The organism is Mesorhizobium sp. B2-3-15, assembly GCF_006442875.1.
GTDB classification, from domain to species: Bacteria; Pseudomonadota; Alphaproteobacteria; order Rhizobiales; family Rhizobiaceae; genus Mesorhizobium; species Mesorhizobium australicum.
In genome coordinates this window covers 290819-307769 of sequence record NZ_VFVO01000006.1, presented here as the reverse complement: position 1 = coordinate 307769, position 16951 = coordinate 290819, and the positions used below count along the sequence as shown (strand labels likewise).

Sequence of the window (16951 nt, the reverse complement as noted above, 5' to 3'; positions counted from 1 at the left end):
CATGAAAGCACTCGCCATCGCCGCCACCGGCATGAATGCCCAGCAGACCAATCTGGAAGTCATCGCCAACAACATCGCCAACATCAACACCACCGGCTACAAGCGCGCGCGCGCCGAATTCTCCGACCTGCTCTACCAAGTCGATCGCACGCAAGGCGTCCCCAACCGCTCCAATGCCTCGCTGGTGCCGGAAGGCGTTTCGATCGGTCTCGGCGTCAAGACGACCGCCGTGCGCAACGTCCACACCCAGGGTGAACTGACCAGCACCGGCAACAGCTTCGACATGGCGCTCACCGGCAGGGGCTGGTTCCAGATCGAAGGCGCCGATGGCGGTACGCTCTATACCCGCGCCGGCGCCTTCAACACCAACGCCACCGGCCAGCTGGTGACGGTGGACGGCGCCAGTGTCATTCCGGCCATCACCGTGCCGACTGATGCGGTCGAAGTCATCGTCAACAAGACCGGCCAGGTCTTCGCCCGCATCGACGGCCAGACCGACCTGCAGAACCTCGGCCAGCTCCAGATCGTCAACTTCGCCAACGAGGCGGGCCTCGCGCCGCTCGGCGACAATCTCTTCCAGGAGACAACGGCTTCCGGCCCGGCCAATGTCGGCGTGCCCGGCGATCCCGGCTTCGCCACCATCCAGCAAGGCTATCTCGAGGCCTCCAATGTCGACCCGGTCAAGGAGATCACGGAACTGATCTCGGCGCAGCGCGCCTATGAAATGAACTCCAAGGTCATCCAGGCCGCCGACGACATGGCCTCCGTCGTCTCCAAGAACATCAGGTAACGGATGATGGCCATGCCGATCTCCTGCTCCGCATTCCGTCGCGCCGCGCTCGCCCTTGCGCTGGTGGCCTGCGGCATGCCGGCTTTCGCCCAGGACTCGGCCAACCAGATCGTCAGCAACCAACCTGCTGGCGAGGTCGTGCTGATCCCCAACCGGGTCATCTATCCCGGCGAGACCATCGAACTCGCCGCCCTGAAGCAGGTCACCCTCATCCCCGGCAAGCACAAGCCCGATGCTGTTGCGACCCGTTCCGAGGAACTGCAGGGCAAGATCGCCAAGCGCACGCTGCTGCCCGGCCGCTACATTCCTTCAGCCGCCGTCCGTGAGGCCTGGCTGGTCGAGCAGGGTGCCGCCGTGCAGGTCTTCTTCGTCGCCGGCGGGCTGACGATAACGGCCACCGCCGTGACCTTGCAGCCGGGTTCGGCGGGCGACTTCATCAAGGTCCGCAACAGCGACAGCGGCAAGATTCTCTCCGGCACGGTGATGGCCGACGGCACCATCCAGGTCGGCGCTTCATGATGCGGCCATTTGCCCTTCTGCTCGCGGCGGCCCTTGGCTTGCAGCCGGCACTAGCCGATGGCCTGACGCCCAAGGCCAAGCGCGAACTCGCCGCCAGGAATGGCGGTGTCTACGACGATCCCGAATATGATCCCGCCACCACCACGCGCATGTTCCGCGTTTCGCCCGGACCAAGCTCGCTGCCGCCTGGCCAGGTCGCCTCGCGCATCAAGGATATCGCGCAGCTGCAGAGTTCGCGCGACAACCAGCTCGTCGGCTACGGCCTCGTCATCGGGCTCGCCGGATCCGGCGACAGCCTGCGCAACTCGCCGTTCACCGAACAGTCGATCCGCGCCATGCTCGAAAATCTCGGCATCGCCACGGAAGGCGGCAGCGCACGCGCCAAGAACGTCGCCGCCGTCATCGTCACCGCCAACATGCCGCCCTATGTGCAGTCCGGCGCCCGCATCGACATCGACGTCTCCTCGATGGGCGACGCTACCTCGCTTGCCGGCGGCACGCTGATCATGACGCCGCTGAAGGCGGCGGACGGGGAGATCTACGCCGTCGGCCAGGGCGCGGTCATCGTTTCCGGTTTCACCGCTCAAGGCCAGGCCGAGCAGTTGACGCAAGGCGTACCGACCGCCGGCCGCGTGCCGAACGGGGCCATAATCGAGCGGCAGGTGAAGGCCGAGTTCGATGACCAGTCGACGCTGACACTGCAATTGCGCAATCCCGATTTTTCGACCGCCATCCGCATCGCCGACGCGATCAACGACTACACCGCCCAGCGCTTCGGAACGCGCGTGGCGGCAGAGCGCGATTCCCGCACCGTGCAGATCAGGCGGCCGAAGAGCGTTTCGGCGGCCCGCTTCTATGCCGAGATCGAAAACCTGGTGGTCGAGTCCGACACGCCGGCCCGCGTCGTCATAGACGAGCGCACGGGTACCATCGTCATCGGCAACGACGTCAAGATCTCACGTGTCGCCATCAGCCACGGCACGCTGACGGTGCGCATTACGGAAGCGCCGCGCGTCGTGCAGCCCGAACCCTTCTCCAAGGGCGAAACCGCCGTCGAACCGTTCACAGCCATCGATGCCACCCGGCCCAACGCCCGCGTCGCCGTGCTCGACGGGCCCGACCTGCAAACTCTCGTTTCCGGCCTCAACCGTCTCGGCGTCAAGCCGGACGGCATCATTGCCATCCTGCAAGGCATCAAGTCGGCCGGCGCCTTGCAAGCCGATCTGGTTCTCCAATAGCGATGTCGATGATCACCTCCCTCTCATCCCATCAAGGACGCCCTCCCCGCGCAATCTTGTTCGCGGCCACGGTCCTCGCGGCCATGTCCGTTTCGAGCAGCGGCGCACGCGGCGAGGATGTCGTTCGTCAGATTCTGCCCGGAGCGCAGCCCGCGGTCGCACCGCAGCAACTGACACGAGAAAAGGCGCCGGACCAGAGCGAGATCGAGCGCTTCTGCTCCAACATCGCCGACGCCGCGCGCGACCGCCGCTATGCCTTGCAGGCGGAGGAGTTAAAACAGCTGCAGGCAGGCATCGACGAGCGCATGAAGGCGCTGGACGCAAAGAAAGCCGAATACGAAACCTGGTTGAAGCGGCGCGAGGTGTTTCTGGCCCGGGCCGAGGACGGCGTCGTCAAGATCTATGCCGGCATGAAGCCCGATGCGGCGGCCGAACGCCTGGCGATCGTCAATGCGGACCTCGCCGCGGCCATCCTGATGAAGCTCGATTCACGCAAGGCGGGTGTCATCCTCAACGAAATGGACCAGAAGGCGGCGGCGACGCTCACCGGCATCATGGCCAGCGCAGCCCGAAGGGTAGATCCGTCATGATCCGCAGAATGCTCATCCTGTGCGCGGCGGCAGCCTTGTCCGGCTGCGCAACCAATTTCAAGGAGATCGGTAGGGAACCATCGCTGTCGCCGGTCGGTTCGGGCATCGGCGGCGACGGGGCAGCACCCTACAGCTATCCTCAGCCGCCCGCCGCGCCGGTCAAGAAGTTCTCTTTGTGGGACGACCGCCAGAGCCGGCTGTTCACCGATCCCAGGGCGCTGCGCGAAGGCGACATCCTGACCGTCAGGATCAAGCTCAACGACAAGGCCAACTTCAAGAACCAGAACGACCGGAGCCGCACCGCCGCACGCAAGCTGGGTTATGACGTCACGCTCGGATGGGAAGGCAACAGCACCAGCGGCAAGGGCGACGCCGGCTTGAGTTCCAGCACCGAAACCAATGCCGACGGCGAAATCAAGCGCTCCGAAAACCTGGAGCTCAACGTCGCCGCCGTCGTCACCGAGGTCCTGCCCAACGGCAATTTGATGATCAGGGGTTCCCAGGAAGTGCGCGTCAACTACGAGCTCAGGGTGCTCACCATCGCCGGCATGGTGCGCCCGTCGGACATCGGCGCGGAAAACACCATCTCCTATGAACGCATCGCCGAGGCGCGCATCTCCTATGGCGGCCGTGGCCGCGTCAGCGAGGTCCAGCAGCCGGCTTATGGCCAGCAGGTCCTCGACCAGGTTCTTCCGTTCTAGGCATTGGAGAGCGCGGCACCATGGCCAATGTCGATCAGATTCAGCCTCGCAAGGGTCCTTCCCTTGCCGTGCAGGGCGCCATGCTGCTCGTGGTGACGGCCGCCGCCATCGGCATGGGCTGGATGTCGGGCGGTTATCTCAAGGGCGTCGGCGCACCATCGTCGGTGCCAGTCGCGCCTGAAAACGAGGGCAAGGTACCCCAGCCCGAAGCCGCTCAACAAGCTGGCGCGGGGCCGACGCTCGTCGCGCTGGCGCCGATCACCACCAACATCGCCTCGCCCGCGGACACTTGGATCAGGATGGAAGTGTCCGTGGTCTACGACGCCCCGCAGCCGCCGGCGATGGCGGAGGACGTCCAGCAGGATCTTCTGGCCTTCGTGCGTACCCTCAAGATGCACCAGATCGAAGGCGCCAGCGGCTACCAGCATCTGAAGGCCGATCTCGACGAACGCGCCTCGATCCGCAGTCAGGGGCACGTCAAACAGGTTCTCGTCAGGACATTGCTGCTCGAATGAGAAAATTCCTTCTTGCCGCGGCACTGATTGGCGCCGCCACCTCCGTCGCGGCGGCCCAGCAACTGGACCTTGGCGGCATCGGCAAGGCCGATGGCGCCACCGTCGGCTACATCATCCAGATGTTCGGCCTGCTCACCGTGCTGTCGGTGGCGCCGGGGCTGCTGATCATGGTGACCAGCTTCACCCGCTTCGTCATCGCCTTCTCCATCCTGCGTGCCGGCATTGGCCTGCAATCGACGCCGGCGAACCTCATCCTCATTTCGCTGTCGCTGTTCATGACCTTTTATGTCATGGCGCCGACCTTCGATCAGGCGTGGAATACCGGCGTCAAGCCGTTGATGGACAATCAGATCAGCCAGACAGAGGCCTTCGAGAAGATTTCCGATCCGTTCCGCACCTTCATGCTGCACAATGTGCGCGACAAGGATTTCGACCTTTTCGCCGACCTTGCCCGCGAACGCGGCCAGGTCGTTGTGAAGGAGACGGTCGACCTGCGCATCCTGGTGCCTGCCTTCATGATCTCCGAGATCCGGCGCGGCTTCGAGATCGGCTTCCTGATCGTGCTGCCATTCCTGGTCATCGACTTGATCGTGGCCACCATCACCATGGCGATGGGCATGATGATGCTGCCGCCCACGGTCGTGTCGTTGCCGTTCAAGATCCTGTTCTTTGTCCTGATCGACGGCTGGAACCTGCTCGTCGGCAGCCTGGTGCGCTCTTTCACCTGACCGTGCACGCTCGACATCGGGTATGCCCTGCCTGCGGAATGAGGCAGCGCGCCGCGTCATCGAATTCCTCCGAATTATTTTCGATTAACCGTCCAGTTTAGTCGTTTGGTAGGGACTCGCCGCCATAGTCGCTCGCAGATGGCGGGTGACCCAAACGCAACGGTCATTGGCATGATGCCGCTCCGTCATACCGGACAAACCGGTATGCAAAAAACACCCTGTAAAACAAGGTACGAGTAGCCATGGCCAGTATCATGACCAACGCCTCGGCGTTGACCGCTCTGCAGAGCTTGAACGCCACCCAGAAGAACCTCGACACCACCCAGGCCCGCATCTCGACGGGCTATCGCGTCTCCCAGGCGTCGGACAACGCCGCCTACTGGTCGATCGCCACCACGATGCGCTCGGACAACTCGGCGATGTCCACCGTTTCGGACGCGCTCGGCCTCGGCGCCTCGAAGGTCGACACCGCCTACACCGGCATGGACAGCGCGATCACGACCATCAACCAGATCCAGCAGAAGCTGACCGCATCCTACGGCCAGACGGACGCTTCCAAGGAAAAGACCCAGGTCGAAATCGCCGCTCTTCAGAAGCAGTTGAAGGCCTATGCCGATGGCGCCACCTTCTCCGGCACCAACATGCTCTCGGTCAACAGCGGCGCCACCGCCACGACCGCGGCCGACGTCAAGATCGTTTCCGCCTTCAACCGCAGCGCAACCGGCGCGGTTTCGATCTCGACGATCGACGTCAACGTGGAAAGCATCAAGCTGTATGAAGCCGGCACTGCTGCCGGCGTGACGAAGGGTATCCTCGACGCCGACCGCCTCGGTACCGATGGCAGCGTCGCGGCCGCGGCCTCGAACCCGACCCTGGGCGCTGCCGCGGCGGCCACCGACACTTATTCGGTCGCCAGCCTGAAGATCTTCTCGGGCACCACCGCTGCGAGCGACACCCAGATCCAGGCTATGATGAACGTCGTCGATGCCGCGCTGAAGGGCATGACCAACGCTGCCACCAAGCTCGGCGCCGCCAAGAGCTCCATCGACCTGCAGAAGACCTTCACCTCGAGCCTGATGGACTCCATCGATCGCGGCGTCGGCCAGCTCGTCGATGCCGACATGAACAAGGAATCGACCCGCCTCCAGGCCCTGCAGGTTCAGCAGCAGCTCGGCGTCCAGGCGCTGTCGATCGCCAACGGCTCGTCGCAGTCGATCCTGTCGCTCTTCCGCGGCTGATCCCTCTCGACCGATCAAACCAGGCAAACGGGCCGCGCCAAAAGCGCGGCCCGTTTTGCGTTTGCTCCAGCCCCGCGCAACCCTCGTTTCTTAACCCTCGAAAGCTGGCTTTTAACAGGCCGTTAACCATAACGCGCTAGTCATGGTTAACCAATGACTTACAACGGATTGCCGAATCGGCCCGATCGGGTGACGGTAATCCACGAGCGGGTCGAGCGGCTCGCGAGGGCAACGCCGGTTTGAGAAAGACCGGTCTGGAAAAAGGAGCGAGTTTCTTGGCGAGCATCATGACGAACGCCGCGGCGTTGACCGCACTTCAAAGCCTTAACGCCACCAACAAATCGCTCGAGCAAACGCAGTCCCGAATCTCCACGGGCTACAGGGTCTCCGAGGCCTCCGACAACGCCGCCTACTGGTCGATCGCCACGACGATGCGCTCCGACAACCAGGCGCTGTCGACAGTCCAGGACGCGCTCGGCCTGGGCGCTTCGAAAGTCGACACTGCCTATACCGGCATGAACAATGCGCTGGATACGATCGGCAAGATCAAGACCAAGTTGCTTTCGACCATTGGCCAGACGGGTGCCGCCAAGGCAAAGACGCAGACTGAAATCACCGCGCTCCAGGCGCAGATGAAGTCCTTTGCCGATGCCGCCACCTTTTCGGGCTCGAATTATCTTTCGGTAACGTCGACGCAGGTCGCCGCCGCCAATGATGGCGTCCAGGCCGACGCCAAGATCGTGTCGTCCTTCAATCGCTCATCGTCGGGCGCCATCTCGCTCGGGACGATCGACATCGATGTCGAGAGCACCAAGCTGTTCGATTCCGGTCTCTCCACCGCCGTCAAGAACCAGGGCACGCTTGACCGCCAGACCTCGGTCTATTCCACGGCGGCCGCCCAGGACCTGTATGATACCGCTTATGCGGCCGCAATCGCCGGCGGCGGCACGGATATTGCCGCCAACACCGCCGGCCAGACCGCGGCCGGGGCGGTGGTTCCCAGGATCGACAATGTTTCCGCATACAACCTCGATATCACCGCGGCCGGCGTGACCGACGACATCATCACCCAGATGGTCGGCAAGATCGACAAGGTCATGAGCCAGTTGACCGACTCCGCCACCATTCTCGGTGCGGCCAAGAGCTCCATCGACCTGCAGAAGACCTTCACGCAGAGCCTGATGGACTCGATCGATCGCGGCGTCGGCCAGCTCGTCGATGCCGACATGAACAAGGAATCGACCCGCCTCCAGGCGCTCCAGGTTCAGCAGCAGCTCGGCATCCAGTCGCTGTCGATCGCCAACAGCTCCTCGCAGTCGATCCTGTCGCTGTTCAAGAACGGCTAACCTTGGCCTAGCTGACGGATACTTCGAAATTCACGGGCCGCGCCGCAAGCGCGGCCCGATTTCATTTTCGCACAAGCTTCGGGAGCTAGTGTTCCGGCGGACAGTCATGCTGGGAGTCGCTCAATCGTGCCGGAACAGATCCAGAGCATCATCTCGAATCTCCGCGGCTTTGGTGTCAGGCGCCTGGCCATGCTGGCGGGCATCGCCGTCCTGGTGATGGGCGTCATCGGCATTGCCTCGGTTTACCTCAACCGCCCGGCCTACGACACGCTCTATGTCGGGCTCGATCGCTCCGATGTGAACCAGATCGGCCTGGTGCTGGGCGAGGCCGGCATCGGCTTCGACGTCGGCGCCGACGGAACCTCCGTGCTGGTTCCGGCCGGCACCACGGCGCAGGCGCGCATGCTGCTTGCCGAAAAGGGTCTGCCGACCAGCGCCAATGCCGGCTACGAATTGTTCGACAATGTCGGCGCGATGGGCCTCACCTCCTTCATGCAGCAGATCACCCGGGTGCGCGCGCTCGAAGGCGAGATCGCCCGCACCATCCAGTCGATATCGGGCATCAAGGCGGCGCGCGTCCACATCGTCATGTCCGAGCGCGCCAATTTTCGTCGCGACGAACAGCAGCCCTCCGCGTCGGTCGTCATCCGCTACGCCGGCATCGACGCGGAGAAGAGCGCCATGTCGATCCGCCATCTCGTCGCCGCCGCAGTCCCTGGCCTGTCGGCCGACAAGGTGACGGTGCTCGATTCCAACGGCAATCTGCTGGCCGCGGGCGATGATCCATCCAACACCAGTGCCGCTCGCACGCTCGGCGTCGAGCAGACCGTGGAGGCGCAGATCGGCGACAACATTCGCCGCGCGCTCACGCCCTATCTCGGGCCCGACAATTTCCGCGCCAGCGTAAAAGCTGATGTCAACACCGACACCCGCCAGACCGAAGAGACGATCTTCGATCCGGAGTCCCGTGTCGAGCGCTCGGTGCAATCGGTGCGCGCCAACGAGAACAGCAACCAGAAACAGGCCTCGACCCCGGCCAGCGTCGAGCAGAACCTGCCGGAGACCCAGGCGACCAGCACCGAAGGTCCGCAGACCTCCTCGGCCAACGACCGCAAGGAGGAGATCACCAACTACGAGATCAACTCCAAGAAGATCGCCACCGTCTCCAATGGCTACAGCGTCACCAAGATGTCGATCGCCGTCGTCGTCAACCAGGACCGGCTGAAGACGATCCTGGGCAAGGACGCGACACCGGACCAGATCGCCAAGCGCGTCGCCGAAATCCAGAAGATGGTAAGCTCCGCCACCGGCTTCGACGACAAGCGCGGCGACGTCATCGACGTCTCGGCCGTCGAGTTCATCGACGGGCTGGACGGCGAGGCGGTGCCACAGGCGGGAATGCTCGATTCCATCGGCCAGCATGCCGGCACGCTGATCAATGCCGGCGCCTTCATCGTGGTGGTGTTCCTGGTCGCCTTCTTCGGCCTGCGGCCGATGGCGGCCGCGCTGACGGCAAAGGCGACGCCCGCTATAGCAGGCCCCAATTTCGATGAGGTCCAGCGCTCCCTGCCCACCCCGGAGGCAGCCGCTTCCGCCGATGCGGGTGCCGCCATTGGCGCTCTGCCCGGCACGCGTGCCGGCGCCACCCCGCTCGACGATCTGCGCCAGAAGATCAGGCCGGCTCCGCAGGAGCGGCTTGCCCGCATGGTCGACATCAACGAGGAACGCACCGCGCAGATCCTGCGCAAATGGGCGGCCCAGGAAGTCGCGGCGTAGACCATGCCCTCCGCAGCCCTCTTTGATCTTCTCCCGGATTTCGGCACGCGCGCGCAACGCGCCAGCCAGCCGCAGGCCACCGCCGAGCACAAGCCCGAGGCGGCAGCACCGACGGCCGATATCGGCACGCTGATCGCCGAAGCCGTTGCCCAGGCGGAGGCGGCGCTCGGCGAACGGCTTGCCGCGGCCCATGAAGCAGCGCTGCAAGCGGAACGCCAGGCAAATGCCGAGGAAGCAAAGGCCTTTCTCGACAGTTTCGGCGGCGATGTCGGCAAGGCGGTCTCGTCGCGCATCGACGCCATGGAGGCGCGCGTGACGGATCTTGTCGCCGCCACGGTCGCCCGCATCATCGGCGGCGTTGTCAGCGACGATCTGCGGAAGCGCTCGCTCGAAGCGCTCGCCGGCGCGATCCGCGAAGCCGTTGGCGATGGCGAAGCGGTGCGCATCGCCGTTCGCGGGCCGCTCTCGCTGTTCGAAACGCTGAAGGCGTCGCTTGGGTCACGCGCCGCAAACCTCGACTTCATCGAGGCGCCCGGCTTCGACCTGATGGTCACCATCGAAGAGGCCGTGTTCGAGACGCGCATGGCCGAATGGTCGGTAACCCTGTCCGAGGTCCTGTCATGAGCGTCGCCGAAGCCGATCATGGCAGGCACGAGATCATAATCGTGCGGCGCGGCCATGACGACCACGACGAAGGTCATCATGGCGGCGTCTGGAAGATCGCCTTCGCCGACTTCATGACCGCCATGATGTGCTTCTTCCTGGTCATGTGGCTGATCAATGCCGCCAACGAACAGACCAAGACGGCCGTCGCCAGCTATTTCAACCCCGTCAAGCTGGTCGACCGCGAATCGAGCCGCAAGGGCCTTAAGGATCTCGGCAATGGACCGCGCACGGCCGGGCCGACGGCCGAAGACCCGCAGGAAGCGACCACCAAGGCTGGACAGGACGGCACCGGCGCCGCGGGCTCGTCCAATCGCAAACAGGACAAGCAGGAGCCGCAGCAGTCGCAACAGTCCGACGAGCATCTTTTCGCCGACCCCTATGCGGTGCTTTCGGAGATCGCCACGGATACCGGCGTCATGCAGAATGTCAGCCAGAAGGGCGATGGCGGCGCGCAGAATTCCGGCCCGGCGACGGGCGCCTCGGGCGGCGCGTCCTACCGCGATCCTTTCGAACCGGACTTCTGGTCGCAGCAGGTCGCCGCGCCCGGCGCCGAGGCGAGCGCCCAGCGCCCCAGGGTCGAGGGCGATCCGCTCAAGCCCGGCGACAAGGCTGCCGAGACACAGATCGCCAAGGTCAAGGCCGTGCCGCCGGCGCCGCCGATCAAGGATGCACCACTGGAGCCCCTGGCCGGGGATGGCAAGGACGCCGCGGCGACAATGGTCAAGACTGCTGATGCCAAGGCCGGCGGTACCAAGGCCGAGGCTGGAGACAGGAAGGCCGCGGACATGGCCAAGGCGGACACGGCCGCAGCGAAGCAGGAGGCCGCAAAATCCGAGACGGACAAGGCTCCGACCGCCGCCGCGCTGAAGGCCGCCGCCGACGTCAAGCAGCAGCTAGCCGATGCCTTCAAGCCCGGCGATAAGCTGCATGACGGCGTCTCGGTGGAAGCCACCGACAAGGGTGTCGTCATCTCCATCACCGATCAGCTCGACTTCGGCATGTTCGAGGTCGGCTCGGCGGTGCCGAGCCGCGAACTGGTACTGGCGATGGAAAAGATCGGCCGCATCGTCAACGGCCAGAAAGGCACCATCAGCATCAACGGTCACACCGATGCGCGTCCCTTCCGCGGTGCCAGCTACGACAATTGGCGGCTGTCGACGGCGCGCGCGCACTCGGCCTATTACATGCTCGTGCGTGGCGGCGTCGATGAACGCCGCATCACCGAGGTTGCCGGCTTCGCCGATCGCCAGCCCAAGGATGCGGCTGATCCGCTGTCGGCGGCCAACCGCCGCATCGAGATCCTGATGGCAACCGGCGGATGAAACGGGCGGCGCTCACCAGCCGCATGATAGGCCTGTTGCTGCTGGCCACGGCTTGTCCGTCTGCGGGCCTCGCCCAGGACACGCTGCAGCCTTATCAGCTGGTCCGCTCGCTGCAGCTCGTTCAGGACCGCATCGCGGCCGGCGATCATGCCGCGATGCCGATGCAGGCCAAGCTGCTCGAGATGACCGATGCGCGTTTGCGCGCGGCGGACGCCGAGGATTTCAAGGATCCCAAGAATTTTCGGGCGTTGCTGGTCTACGGCATGAGCGGCGGCAATCCGGTGACCGTCGAGGCGGCCGTGTCGCGCGCCGCCTCCGATCCGCGGAACCTTGCCATGGCCAAAGGGGTGATCGACTATCTGAACGGCCGGCCAGGCGAGGCGATCGAAGCCCTGAGGCCGATCGACCCGATGACCCTGCCAGGCGACCTCGGCGCGTTCCTCGCTTTGGTCAAAGGCTCATTGCTTGCCACGGATCAGCCGGCGGCCGCACTCACGCTGCTCGATGAAGCCAAGCTGCTCAGCCCCGGCACTCTGGTCGAGGAAGCGGCCTTGCGGCGCTCGGTCGGCATTGCCGTGACGCAGGGCGACGCGGCGCGGTTCGCGCTTGCCTCCACCCAATATGTCGAGCGCTACCTCTATTCGCCTTACGCCAGCCAGTTCGCCGACTCCTTCGTCTCCGGCGTCATTGCACTGCATATGTCGATCAGCCAGGACAAGCTGGCCGACATCACCTCGATGATGGACCCCGAGCGCGAGAAGGTGATCTATCTGCGTATCGCGCGCCGCGCCGCGATTGACGGCATGAGTGACTTGTCGGCCTTCGCCTCGGCGCGGGCCGAACAGGGTCGCGACGGCAACACCAATCAGGGCGATCCGCGCGCCCTGCTCTATTCCAGCCTGTCCACGGTGACCTCCGATACCATCGAGGACGTGCGCACCAAACTTGGCAAGATCGACCGCAGCAAATTATCGGACGGCGACCGGGCCTTGCTCGACGCGGCCCAGGCCATCGCCGGCGAAGTGGTGGCGCCGCCTGCTTCCCTTCCGGTCGCAAATCCGGCGCCCGCGCCGGTCGTACCATCGCCCGAACCCGAAATTGCGGCCGCATCGACCACGGATGCCGCCGGATTGCCACCCGTCGAGGGTGCCGTGTCCGAGAAGCCGGCCTTGGCGCCCCTGGCCGCTGCGCCCGCTGCGCCCGCTGCGCCGAACACATCCGCGCCGGCAACCGACGCGGCAACCGTCCTGCCGGCATCGGCCCCGGCGGTCGCGGCCAGCGCCGACACGACAGACCCGACCGACGCCGCCATGACGAAAACCCGTCGACAGCTAGACCTGATCGACCAGATGCTTGGAGCCGCCCCGAAATGACCCCCAGCCTCGGCCCGGCCCTGCCCGGATTTACCGCCGCGCGCACGGCCGAGCAGCCGGCCGCGTCCGGAAAGAAGGACGACACCGGGTTCGGAGGGATGGTGCACGGCGGCGCAAGCCCTGCCCATTCGGAGAAGCAGCCACCGGCCGAGCCAGGCTCCCGCGATCCGCGGTGGAGCAAGCTTGCCGCGGAGCTCGCGGCAAAGGCAGGCGAGGACGAGCCTAGGCCCGCCGGCAAGGCAAGGACCACGCCGAGCGGATCGTCTGCCGCGAAATCCATGAAGGACGGCAAGGACGCCGGGACGGACAAGGATGCCGATGCCGACGCGCCGGCCGCCGAATCGGGCGCGACGCCACTCGACGAGCATCTAGCGCTGCTGATGGCGTTTCATGACCTGCGCCATTTCTCGACATCGACCAAAACGGCCGACCAGAGCGCGGCCGGAACGGGACAGGACGCCGCGGTCGTTGGACAGCTTCCGCCGAAGGCCCACCGGCAGAAATCCGCCGCCGGGCGTGACGGTCTCGAACCCATGGCCAAGCCCGAGCGGGTATCGCTGGTCGACGGACCGTTGACGAAACTCGACGGCCGGCTCATTCGTGATACCGCCGGCACGCCGAAACATGACAGTACGATCGCGGCCGGCCCCTTGCCCGAGGCGCCTGCGGAGGTGCCGGGCGTGGAGACGAAGCAGGCGGCGCCGCAGTTGAAATCGATCGCCGATCTCCAGTCCGCGTTGCGGTCCGAGCCGGGAAAACAGCAGTCGGCGGCGGCACGCATCGACGTCGTTTCCGAGCGCAGCTTCCCCGCCCCGCCGCAGGCACCGATAAGCCAGGCAGCCCTCAACGTGATCGGCGCCATTTCAGCCGATGGCGGTCCGAACCAGGCGCTTTCCACGGCCTCCGCGACCGCTCAGCTGACAGGCTCTGTTGCCGTTCCGACACATGTGTTGAAGATCGAACTTCACCCGGCCGAACTGGGCATGGTGACGGCCCATCTTCGGCTCTCCGGAGAACAACTGTCGATTGAATTGAAGCCCGAAACACACGATGCCTATCGCCAGCTTTCCAGTGACAGCGAGGCGATCGTCAAGTCGCTGCGCGGGCTGGGCTTCGAGGTTGACAAGGTCACCATTCTGCAACCTTCGGTAGCAATTCCCTCTACAACCCGCGCGGATGCAACCGCCTCGATGAGCGCTGCACCCGGCCGCGATCCGTCATCCTTCCAGCCCGGAAATTCCGGCGGCGGCAACAGTGGAACCGGCGGCCAGCAGTCAGGTCAGCAATCCGCAAGGGGTAATCATGATGAAGCGCAAGCACATGGCCGCGCCGCTTCGCCTTCTCGCGAGCGCGCTGGCGGCGGTGTTTTTATCTAGCCTCGCGAGCAGCGCAGGCGCCGCCACCAATCCTTGCGAACCCGAGATCCTGCGTGCCGCCGACCGCTATGGCGTGCCTGCCGGCATCCTCTATGCCGTCGGGTTGACGGAAACCGGAAACAAGGGCAGCCTTCAACCCAATGCCTTGAATATAGAGGGAAAAGCAGTCTTCCCGAGAAGCCGGGACGAAGCACTTGCCGCCTTCGCCAACGCCCAGCGCGAGGGCAAGACGCTGATCGATCTCGGCTGCATGCAGATCAACCATCGCTACCATGCCTCGCATTTCCGCAGCGTCGAGGACATGCTCGACCCGCGCCAGAACGTCGACTACGCGGCACGCTTCCTGGCCAGCCTCCATGCCCGCCATGAGACCTGGTCCATGGCCGTCGCCCGCTATCATGCCGGACCCGACAACGACCCGGCGCAGAAGGTCTATGTCTGCAGGGTGATCGCCAACATGGTGGCCACCGGCTTCGGCAAATGGACCACGAACGCACGCGCCTTCTGCAACCCGTAAGCGCATTTTCCACTTCTAATACGTCAGTCCCGTGGCTGCGAAGCGGTCGATTCGACTTGGCCGAGACTTGGACCCGCAAGCATATCTGGCTGCACGCTAATGCAACCGATACGATTCCGGACTCCCAAGAAACTAGTTACAAGAAATGACGGTTGTTCAGGATTCCCGCCAGCGGATACGCCTTTCCCCACGGGGCAAATGTGCTGATTCGGAGGCGGGGCCGATGATCGTTATCGTTGACGAGCGAGAGCTCGTGACAGAGGGCTACAATTCACTTTTCGACCGCGAGGGGATCGCCTGCGCCGGTTTCGCGCCGGGCGAGTTCGGCGAGTGGGTCAACTCGGCCGCCGACACCGATCTGCGATCGGTGCGGGCCTTCCTGATCGGCGACTGTCGCGACGGCGCGATCTCGCCGCGCCAGATCCGCGACCGCACCGGAGCTCCGGTCATTGCGCTCAGCGAGCAGCATTCGCTGGAAAACACGCTGCGGTTGTTCGAGAGCGGCGTCGATGACGTCATTCGCAAGCCGGTGCACATCCGCGAAATCCTGGCCCGCATCACCGCCATCCGCCGCCGCGCCAGCGAGGACGTCGCCTATACCGAGATCGGCGCCATGCGCATCTTCATGGACGGCCGCGATCCCGAGATCGACGGGCAGCCGCTGCCCTTACCGCGCCGCGAGCGCCGTATCCTGGAATATCTGGCGAGCAACCGTGGCCGCCGCGTCACCAAGACCCAGGTGTTCAATGCCATTTACGGCATCTTCGACGAAGAGGTCGAAGAGAACGTGGTTGAAAGCCACATCAGCAAGTTGCGCAAGAAACTGCGCGAGAAGCTGGGCACCGACCCGATCGATTCCAAGCGCTTCCTCGGCTACCGGCTCGTGTTCTGATGCGGCACCGCGCCAGCCTCGCGCAAGACAGGACGCGTAGCCTCGAAGCCAGTGGCATGGATATTGCGGAGACATCTCGATGAGCCTCTACGGAATGATGCGGACCGGCGTTTCGGGCATGAACGCCCAGGCGAACCGCCTGTCGACGACAGCCGACAACATCGCCAACTCCGATACCACCGGCTACAAGCGGTCCTCGGCCGAATTTTCGACATTGATCATGCCGTCGACCGGTGGCGCCTATAATTCCGGCGGCGTCACCACCACGATCCGCCAGGCGGTCAGCGATCCGGGCGTACTTCAATACACGACCTCGGTCTCCGACCTTGCCGTCAGCGGCGATGGTTTCTTCGTCGTCCAGGATCCAAGCGGCACGCCTTTCCTGACCCGCGCCGGCGCCTTCGTTCCCGACGCACAGGGCCGGCTGGTCAATGCCGCCGGTTTCCAGCTGATGGCCTACAGCTACGCCAATGGCACGCCGGCGGCCACGGTGAACGGCTTCGAAGGTCTCGAGCCGGTTGTCATCTCCGACCAGGGACTGACCGCGACGCCGAGCACCCAAGGCAATTTCAGCGGCAATCTGCCGGCAGGTGCGACACCGGTCGCTGCCATCAACCTGCCCAGCACGAACTCGGCGGGAGCGCAGTATACTTCGAAGTCGTCGATGGTCGCCTATGACAATCTCGGCAACAAGAAGTTGCTCGACGTCTATTTCACCAACACCGGCGCAGGCACCTGGGAGGTGGCGGTCTTCGACCAGTCGAAGGCGACAGCCGGAACTGGCTTCCCCTACGCTGCCGGCGGCGCCCTGGGCACGGCCAACCTGACCTTCGATACCACCACCGGCAAGCTCACCGGCACCCCGACCGGCATTTCATTCACCGTACCGGGCGGCGCCAGCCTTGCCCTCGACCTGTCAAAGCTGACCCAGCTCGGCACCGGCTTCACCGTCACCGACGCCCAGGTGAACGGCAACGCGCCGAGCACCATCGACAAGGTGCAGATCAGCAAGGACGGCACCATCTACGCCCAGTACAAGGATGGCACCTCCAAGCCGCTCTACAAAATTCCGCTGGCCGACGTGCAGAGCCCTGACCAGCTCAAGGCGCTGCCTGGCAATGTCTACGCGCAAGGCACCGACTCCGGTGCGATCCGTGTCGGCTTTGCCAACGAAGGCAAGGCCGGTTCGATCATCTCGGGCGCGCTCGAAAATTCCAACGTCGATATCGCGGAGGAATTGACCGACATGATCGCGGCCCAGCGCAGCTACACCGCCAATTCCAAAGTCTTCCAGACCGGTTCCGACCTGATGGACGTCCTTGTCAACCTGAAGAGATAAACCGGGCTTCGCCCGTGAAAGACCA

17 protein-coding genes are annotated in these 16951 nt (G+C 64.5%); all 17 read left to right on the top strand.

All coding sequences use genetic code 11. The features are described from left to right. Window position 1: 1 nt before the first annotated feature. A complete protein-coding gene (flgG, locus tag FJ954_RS15075) occupies window positions 2-790 on the top strand; it encodes a flagellar basal-body rod protein FlgG (protein ID WP_015315912.1) in 789 nt (262 codons plus the stop codon). Window positions 791-796: 6 nt separating this feature from the next. Further along, on the top strand, window positions 797-1309 hold the full coding sequence (gene flgA / locus FJ954_RS15070) for a flagellar basal body P-ring formation chaperone FlgA (protein ID WP_181177821.1): 513 nt from the start codon (window positions 797-799) through the stop codon (window positions 1307-1309). Continuing rightward, window positions 1306-2547, top strand: a complete 1242-nt coding sequence (locus FJ954_RS15065; RefSeq protein WP_140661816.1) for a flagellar basal body P-ring protein FlgI — start codon at window positions 1306-1308, stop codon at window positions 2545-2547. Before flgA ends, FJ954_RS15065 begins: the two co-directional genes overlap by 4 nt. Before the next feature lie 8 nt (window positions 2548-2555). Continuing rightward, a complete protein-coding gene (locus FJ954_RS15060) occupies window positions 2556-3137 on the top strand; it encodes a MotE family protein (RefSeq protein ID WP_140619532.1) in 582 nt (193 codons plus the stop codon). Beyond that, window positions 3134-3838, top strand: coding sequence for a flagellar basal body L-ring protein FlgH (flgH, locus tag FJ954_RS15055; RefSeq protein WP_015315908.1), 705 nt, complete (start codon window positions 3134-3136; stop codon window positions 3836-3838). The genes FJ954_RS15060 and flgH overlap by 4 nt, the downstream gene beginning before the upstream one ends. 20 nt (window positions 3839-3858) lie before the next feature. Next, window positions 3859-4353 (top strand): flagellar basal body-associated FliL family protein, encoded by a 495-nt coding sequence (locus FJ954_RS15050; RefSeq protein ID WP_015315907.1) that lies wholly within the window; start codon window positions 3859-3861, stop codon window positions 4351-4353. After that, window positions 4350-5081 carry a flagellar type III secretion system pore protein FliP gene (gene fliP / locus FJ954_RS15045; protein ID WP_140661815.1) on the top strand — a complete coding sequence of 244 codons (732 nt, stop codon included), beginning with the start codon at window positions 4350-4352 and terminating at the stop codon, window positions 5079-5081. Before FJ954_RS15050 ends, fliP begins: the two co-directional genes overlap by 4 nt. A gap of 242 nt (window positions 5082-5323) precedes the next feature. Then, window positions 5324-6319: a flagellin gene (locus tag FJ954_RS15040; protein WP_015315905.1), complete on the top strand. Its 996-nt coding sequence runs from the start codon at window positions 5324-5326 to the stop codon at window positions 6317-6319. A 275-nt stretch (window positions 6320-6594) separates the two neighbouring features. Continuing rightward, complete coding sequence (locus FJ954_RS15035; RefSeq protein WP_015315904.1) at window positions 6595-7665, top strand: flagellin; 1071 nt, start codon at window positions 6595-6597, stop codon at window positions 7663-7665. A 126-nt stretch (window positions 7666-7791) separates the two neighbouring features. Further along, on the top strand, window positions 7792-9441 hold the full coding sequence (gene fliF, locus FJ954_RS15030; protein WP_023781317.1) for a flagellar basal-body MS-ring/collar protein FliF: 1650 nt from the start codon (window positions 7792-7794) through the stop codon (window positions 9439-9441). Window positions 9442-9444: 3 nt separating this feature from the next. Continuing rightward, window positions 9445-10065, top strand: a complete 621-nt coding sequence (locus FJ954_RS15025; protein ID WP_140661814.1) for a hypothetical protein — start codon at window positions 9445-9447, stop codon at window positions 10063-10065. Further along, a complete protein-coding gene (locus tag FJ954_RS15020; RefSeq protein WP_140661813.1) occupies window positions 10062-11429 on the top strand; it encodes a MotB family protein in 1368 nt (455 codons plus the stop codon). Before FJ954_RS15025 ends, FJ954_RS15020 begins: the two co-directional genes overlap by 4 nt. Then, a complete protein-coding gene (locus tag FJ954_RS15015) occupies window positions 11426-12802 on the top strand; it encodes a chemotaxis protein MotC (RefSeq protein WP_140661812.1) in 1377 nt (458 codons plus the stop codon). The genes FJ954_RS15020 and FJ954_RS15015 overlap by 4 nt, the downstream gene beginning before the upstream one ends. Continuing rightward, the gene (locus FJ954_RS15010; protein WP_140661811.1) at window positions 12799-14178 is read left to right on the top strand and encodes a flagellar hook-length control protein FliK; all 1380 of its coding nucleotides are present in this window, start codon (window positions 12799-12801) and stop codon (window positions 14176-14178) included. Before FJ954_RS15015 ends, FJ954_RS15010 begins: the two co-directional genes overlap by 4 nt. Continuing rightward, window positions 14108-14695 (top strand): transglycosylase SLT domain-containing protein, encoded by a 588-nt coding sequence (locus FJ954_RS15005; protein ID WP_181173977.1) that lies wholly within the window; start codon window positions 14108-14110, stop codon window positions 14693-14695. The genes FJ954_RS15010 and FJ954_RS15005 overlap by 71 nt, the downstream gene beginning before the upstream one ends. A gap of 223 nt (window positions 14696-14918) precedes the next feature. Next, entirely contained in the window at window positions 14919-15587 is a 669-nt protein-coding gene (locus FJ954_RS15000) for a response regulator transcription factor (RefSeq protein WP_015315897.1), read from the top strand. Between the two features lie 79 nt (window positions 15588-15666). Beyond that, window positions 15667-16926, top strand: coding sequence for a flagellar hook protein FlgE (locus FJ954_RS14995; protein WP_140661810.1), 1260 nt, complete (start codon window positions 15667-15669; stop codon window positions 16924-16926). The last annotated feature ends 25 nt before the right edge of the window (window positions 16927-16951 follow it).

What these genes read in the sequence shown, in the direction of transcription:
- flgG (WP_015315912.1), top strand. Translation starts at nt 2, where the DNA reads ATGAAAGCACTCGCCATCGCCGCCACCGGCATGAATGCCCAGCAGACC.
- flgA (WP_181177821.1), top strand. Translation starts at nt 797, where the DNA reads ATGGCCATGCCGATCTCCTGCTCCGCATTCCGTCGCGCCGCGCTCGCC.
- FJ954_RS15065 (WP_140661816.1), top strand. Translation starts at nt 1,306, where the DNA reads ATGATGCGGCCATTTGCCCTTCTGCTCGCGGCGGCCCTTGGCTTGCAG.
- FJ954_RS15060 (WP_140619532.1), top strand. Translation starts at nt 2,556, where the DNA reads ATGATCACCTCCCTCTCATCCCATCAAGGACGCCCTCCCCGCGCAATC.
- flgH (WP_015315908.1), top strand. Translation starts at nt 3,134, where the DNA reads ATGATCCGCAGAATGCTCATCCTGTGCGCGGCGGCAGCCTTGTCCGGC.
- FJ954_RS15050 (WP_015315907.1), top strand. Translation starts at nt 3,859, where the DNA reads ATGGCCAATGTCGATCAGATTCAGCCTCGCAAGGGTCCTTCCCTTGCC.
- fliP (WP_140661815.1), top strand. Translation starts at nt 4,350, where the DNA reads ATGAGAAAATTCCTTCTTGCCGCGGCACTGATTGGCGCCGCCACCTCC.
- FJ954_RS15040 (WP_015315905.1), top strand. Translation starts at nt 5,324, where the DNA reads ATGGCCAGTATCATGACCAACGCCTCGGCGTTGACCGCTCTGCAGAGC.
- FJ954_RS15025 (WP_140661814.1), top strand. Translation starts at nt 9,445, where the DNA reads ATGCCCTCCGCAGCCCTCTTTGATCTTCTCCCGGATTTCGGCACGCGC.
- FJ954_RS15020 (WP_140661813.1), top strand. Translation starts at nt 10,062, where the DNA reads ATGAGCGTCGCCGAAGCCGATCATGGCAGGCACGAGATCATAATCGTG.
- FJ954_RS15015 (WP_140661812.1), top strand. Translation starts at nt 11,426, where the DNA reads ATGAAACGGGCGGCGCTCACCAGCCGCATGATAGGCCTGTTGCTGCTG.
- FJ954_RS15010 (WP_140661811.1), top strand. Translation starts at nt 12,799, where the DNA reads ATGACCCCCAGCCTCGGCCCGGCCCTGCCCGGATTTACCGCCGCGCGC.
- FJ954_RS15005 (WP_181173977.1), top strand. Translation starts at nt 14,108, where the DNA reads ATGAAGCGCAAGCACATGGCCGCGCCGCTTCGCCTTCTCGCGAGCGCG.
- FJ954_RS15000 (WP_015315897.1), top strand. Translation starts at nt 14,919, where the DNA reads ATGATCGTTATCGTTGACGAGCGAGAGCTCGTGACAGAGGGCTACAAT.
- FJ954_RS14995 (WP_140661810.1), top strand. Translation starts at nt 15,667, where the DNA reads ATGAGCCTCTACGGAATGATGCGGACCGGCGTTTCGGGCATGAACGCC.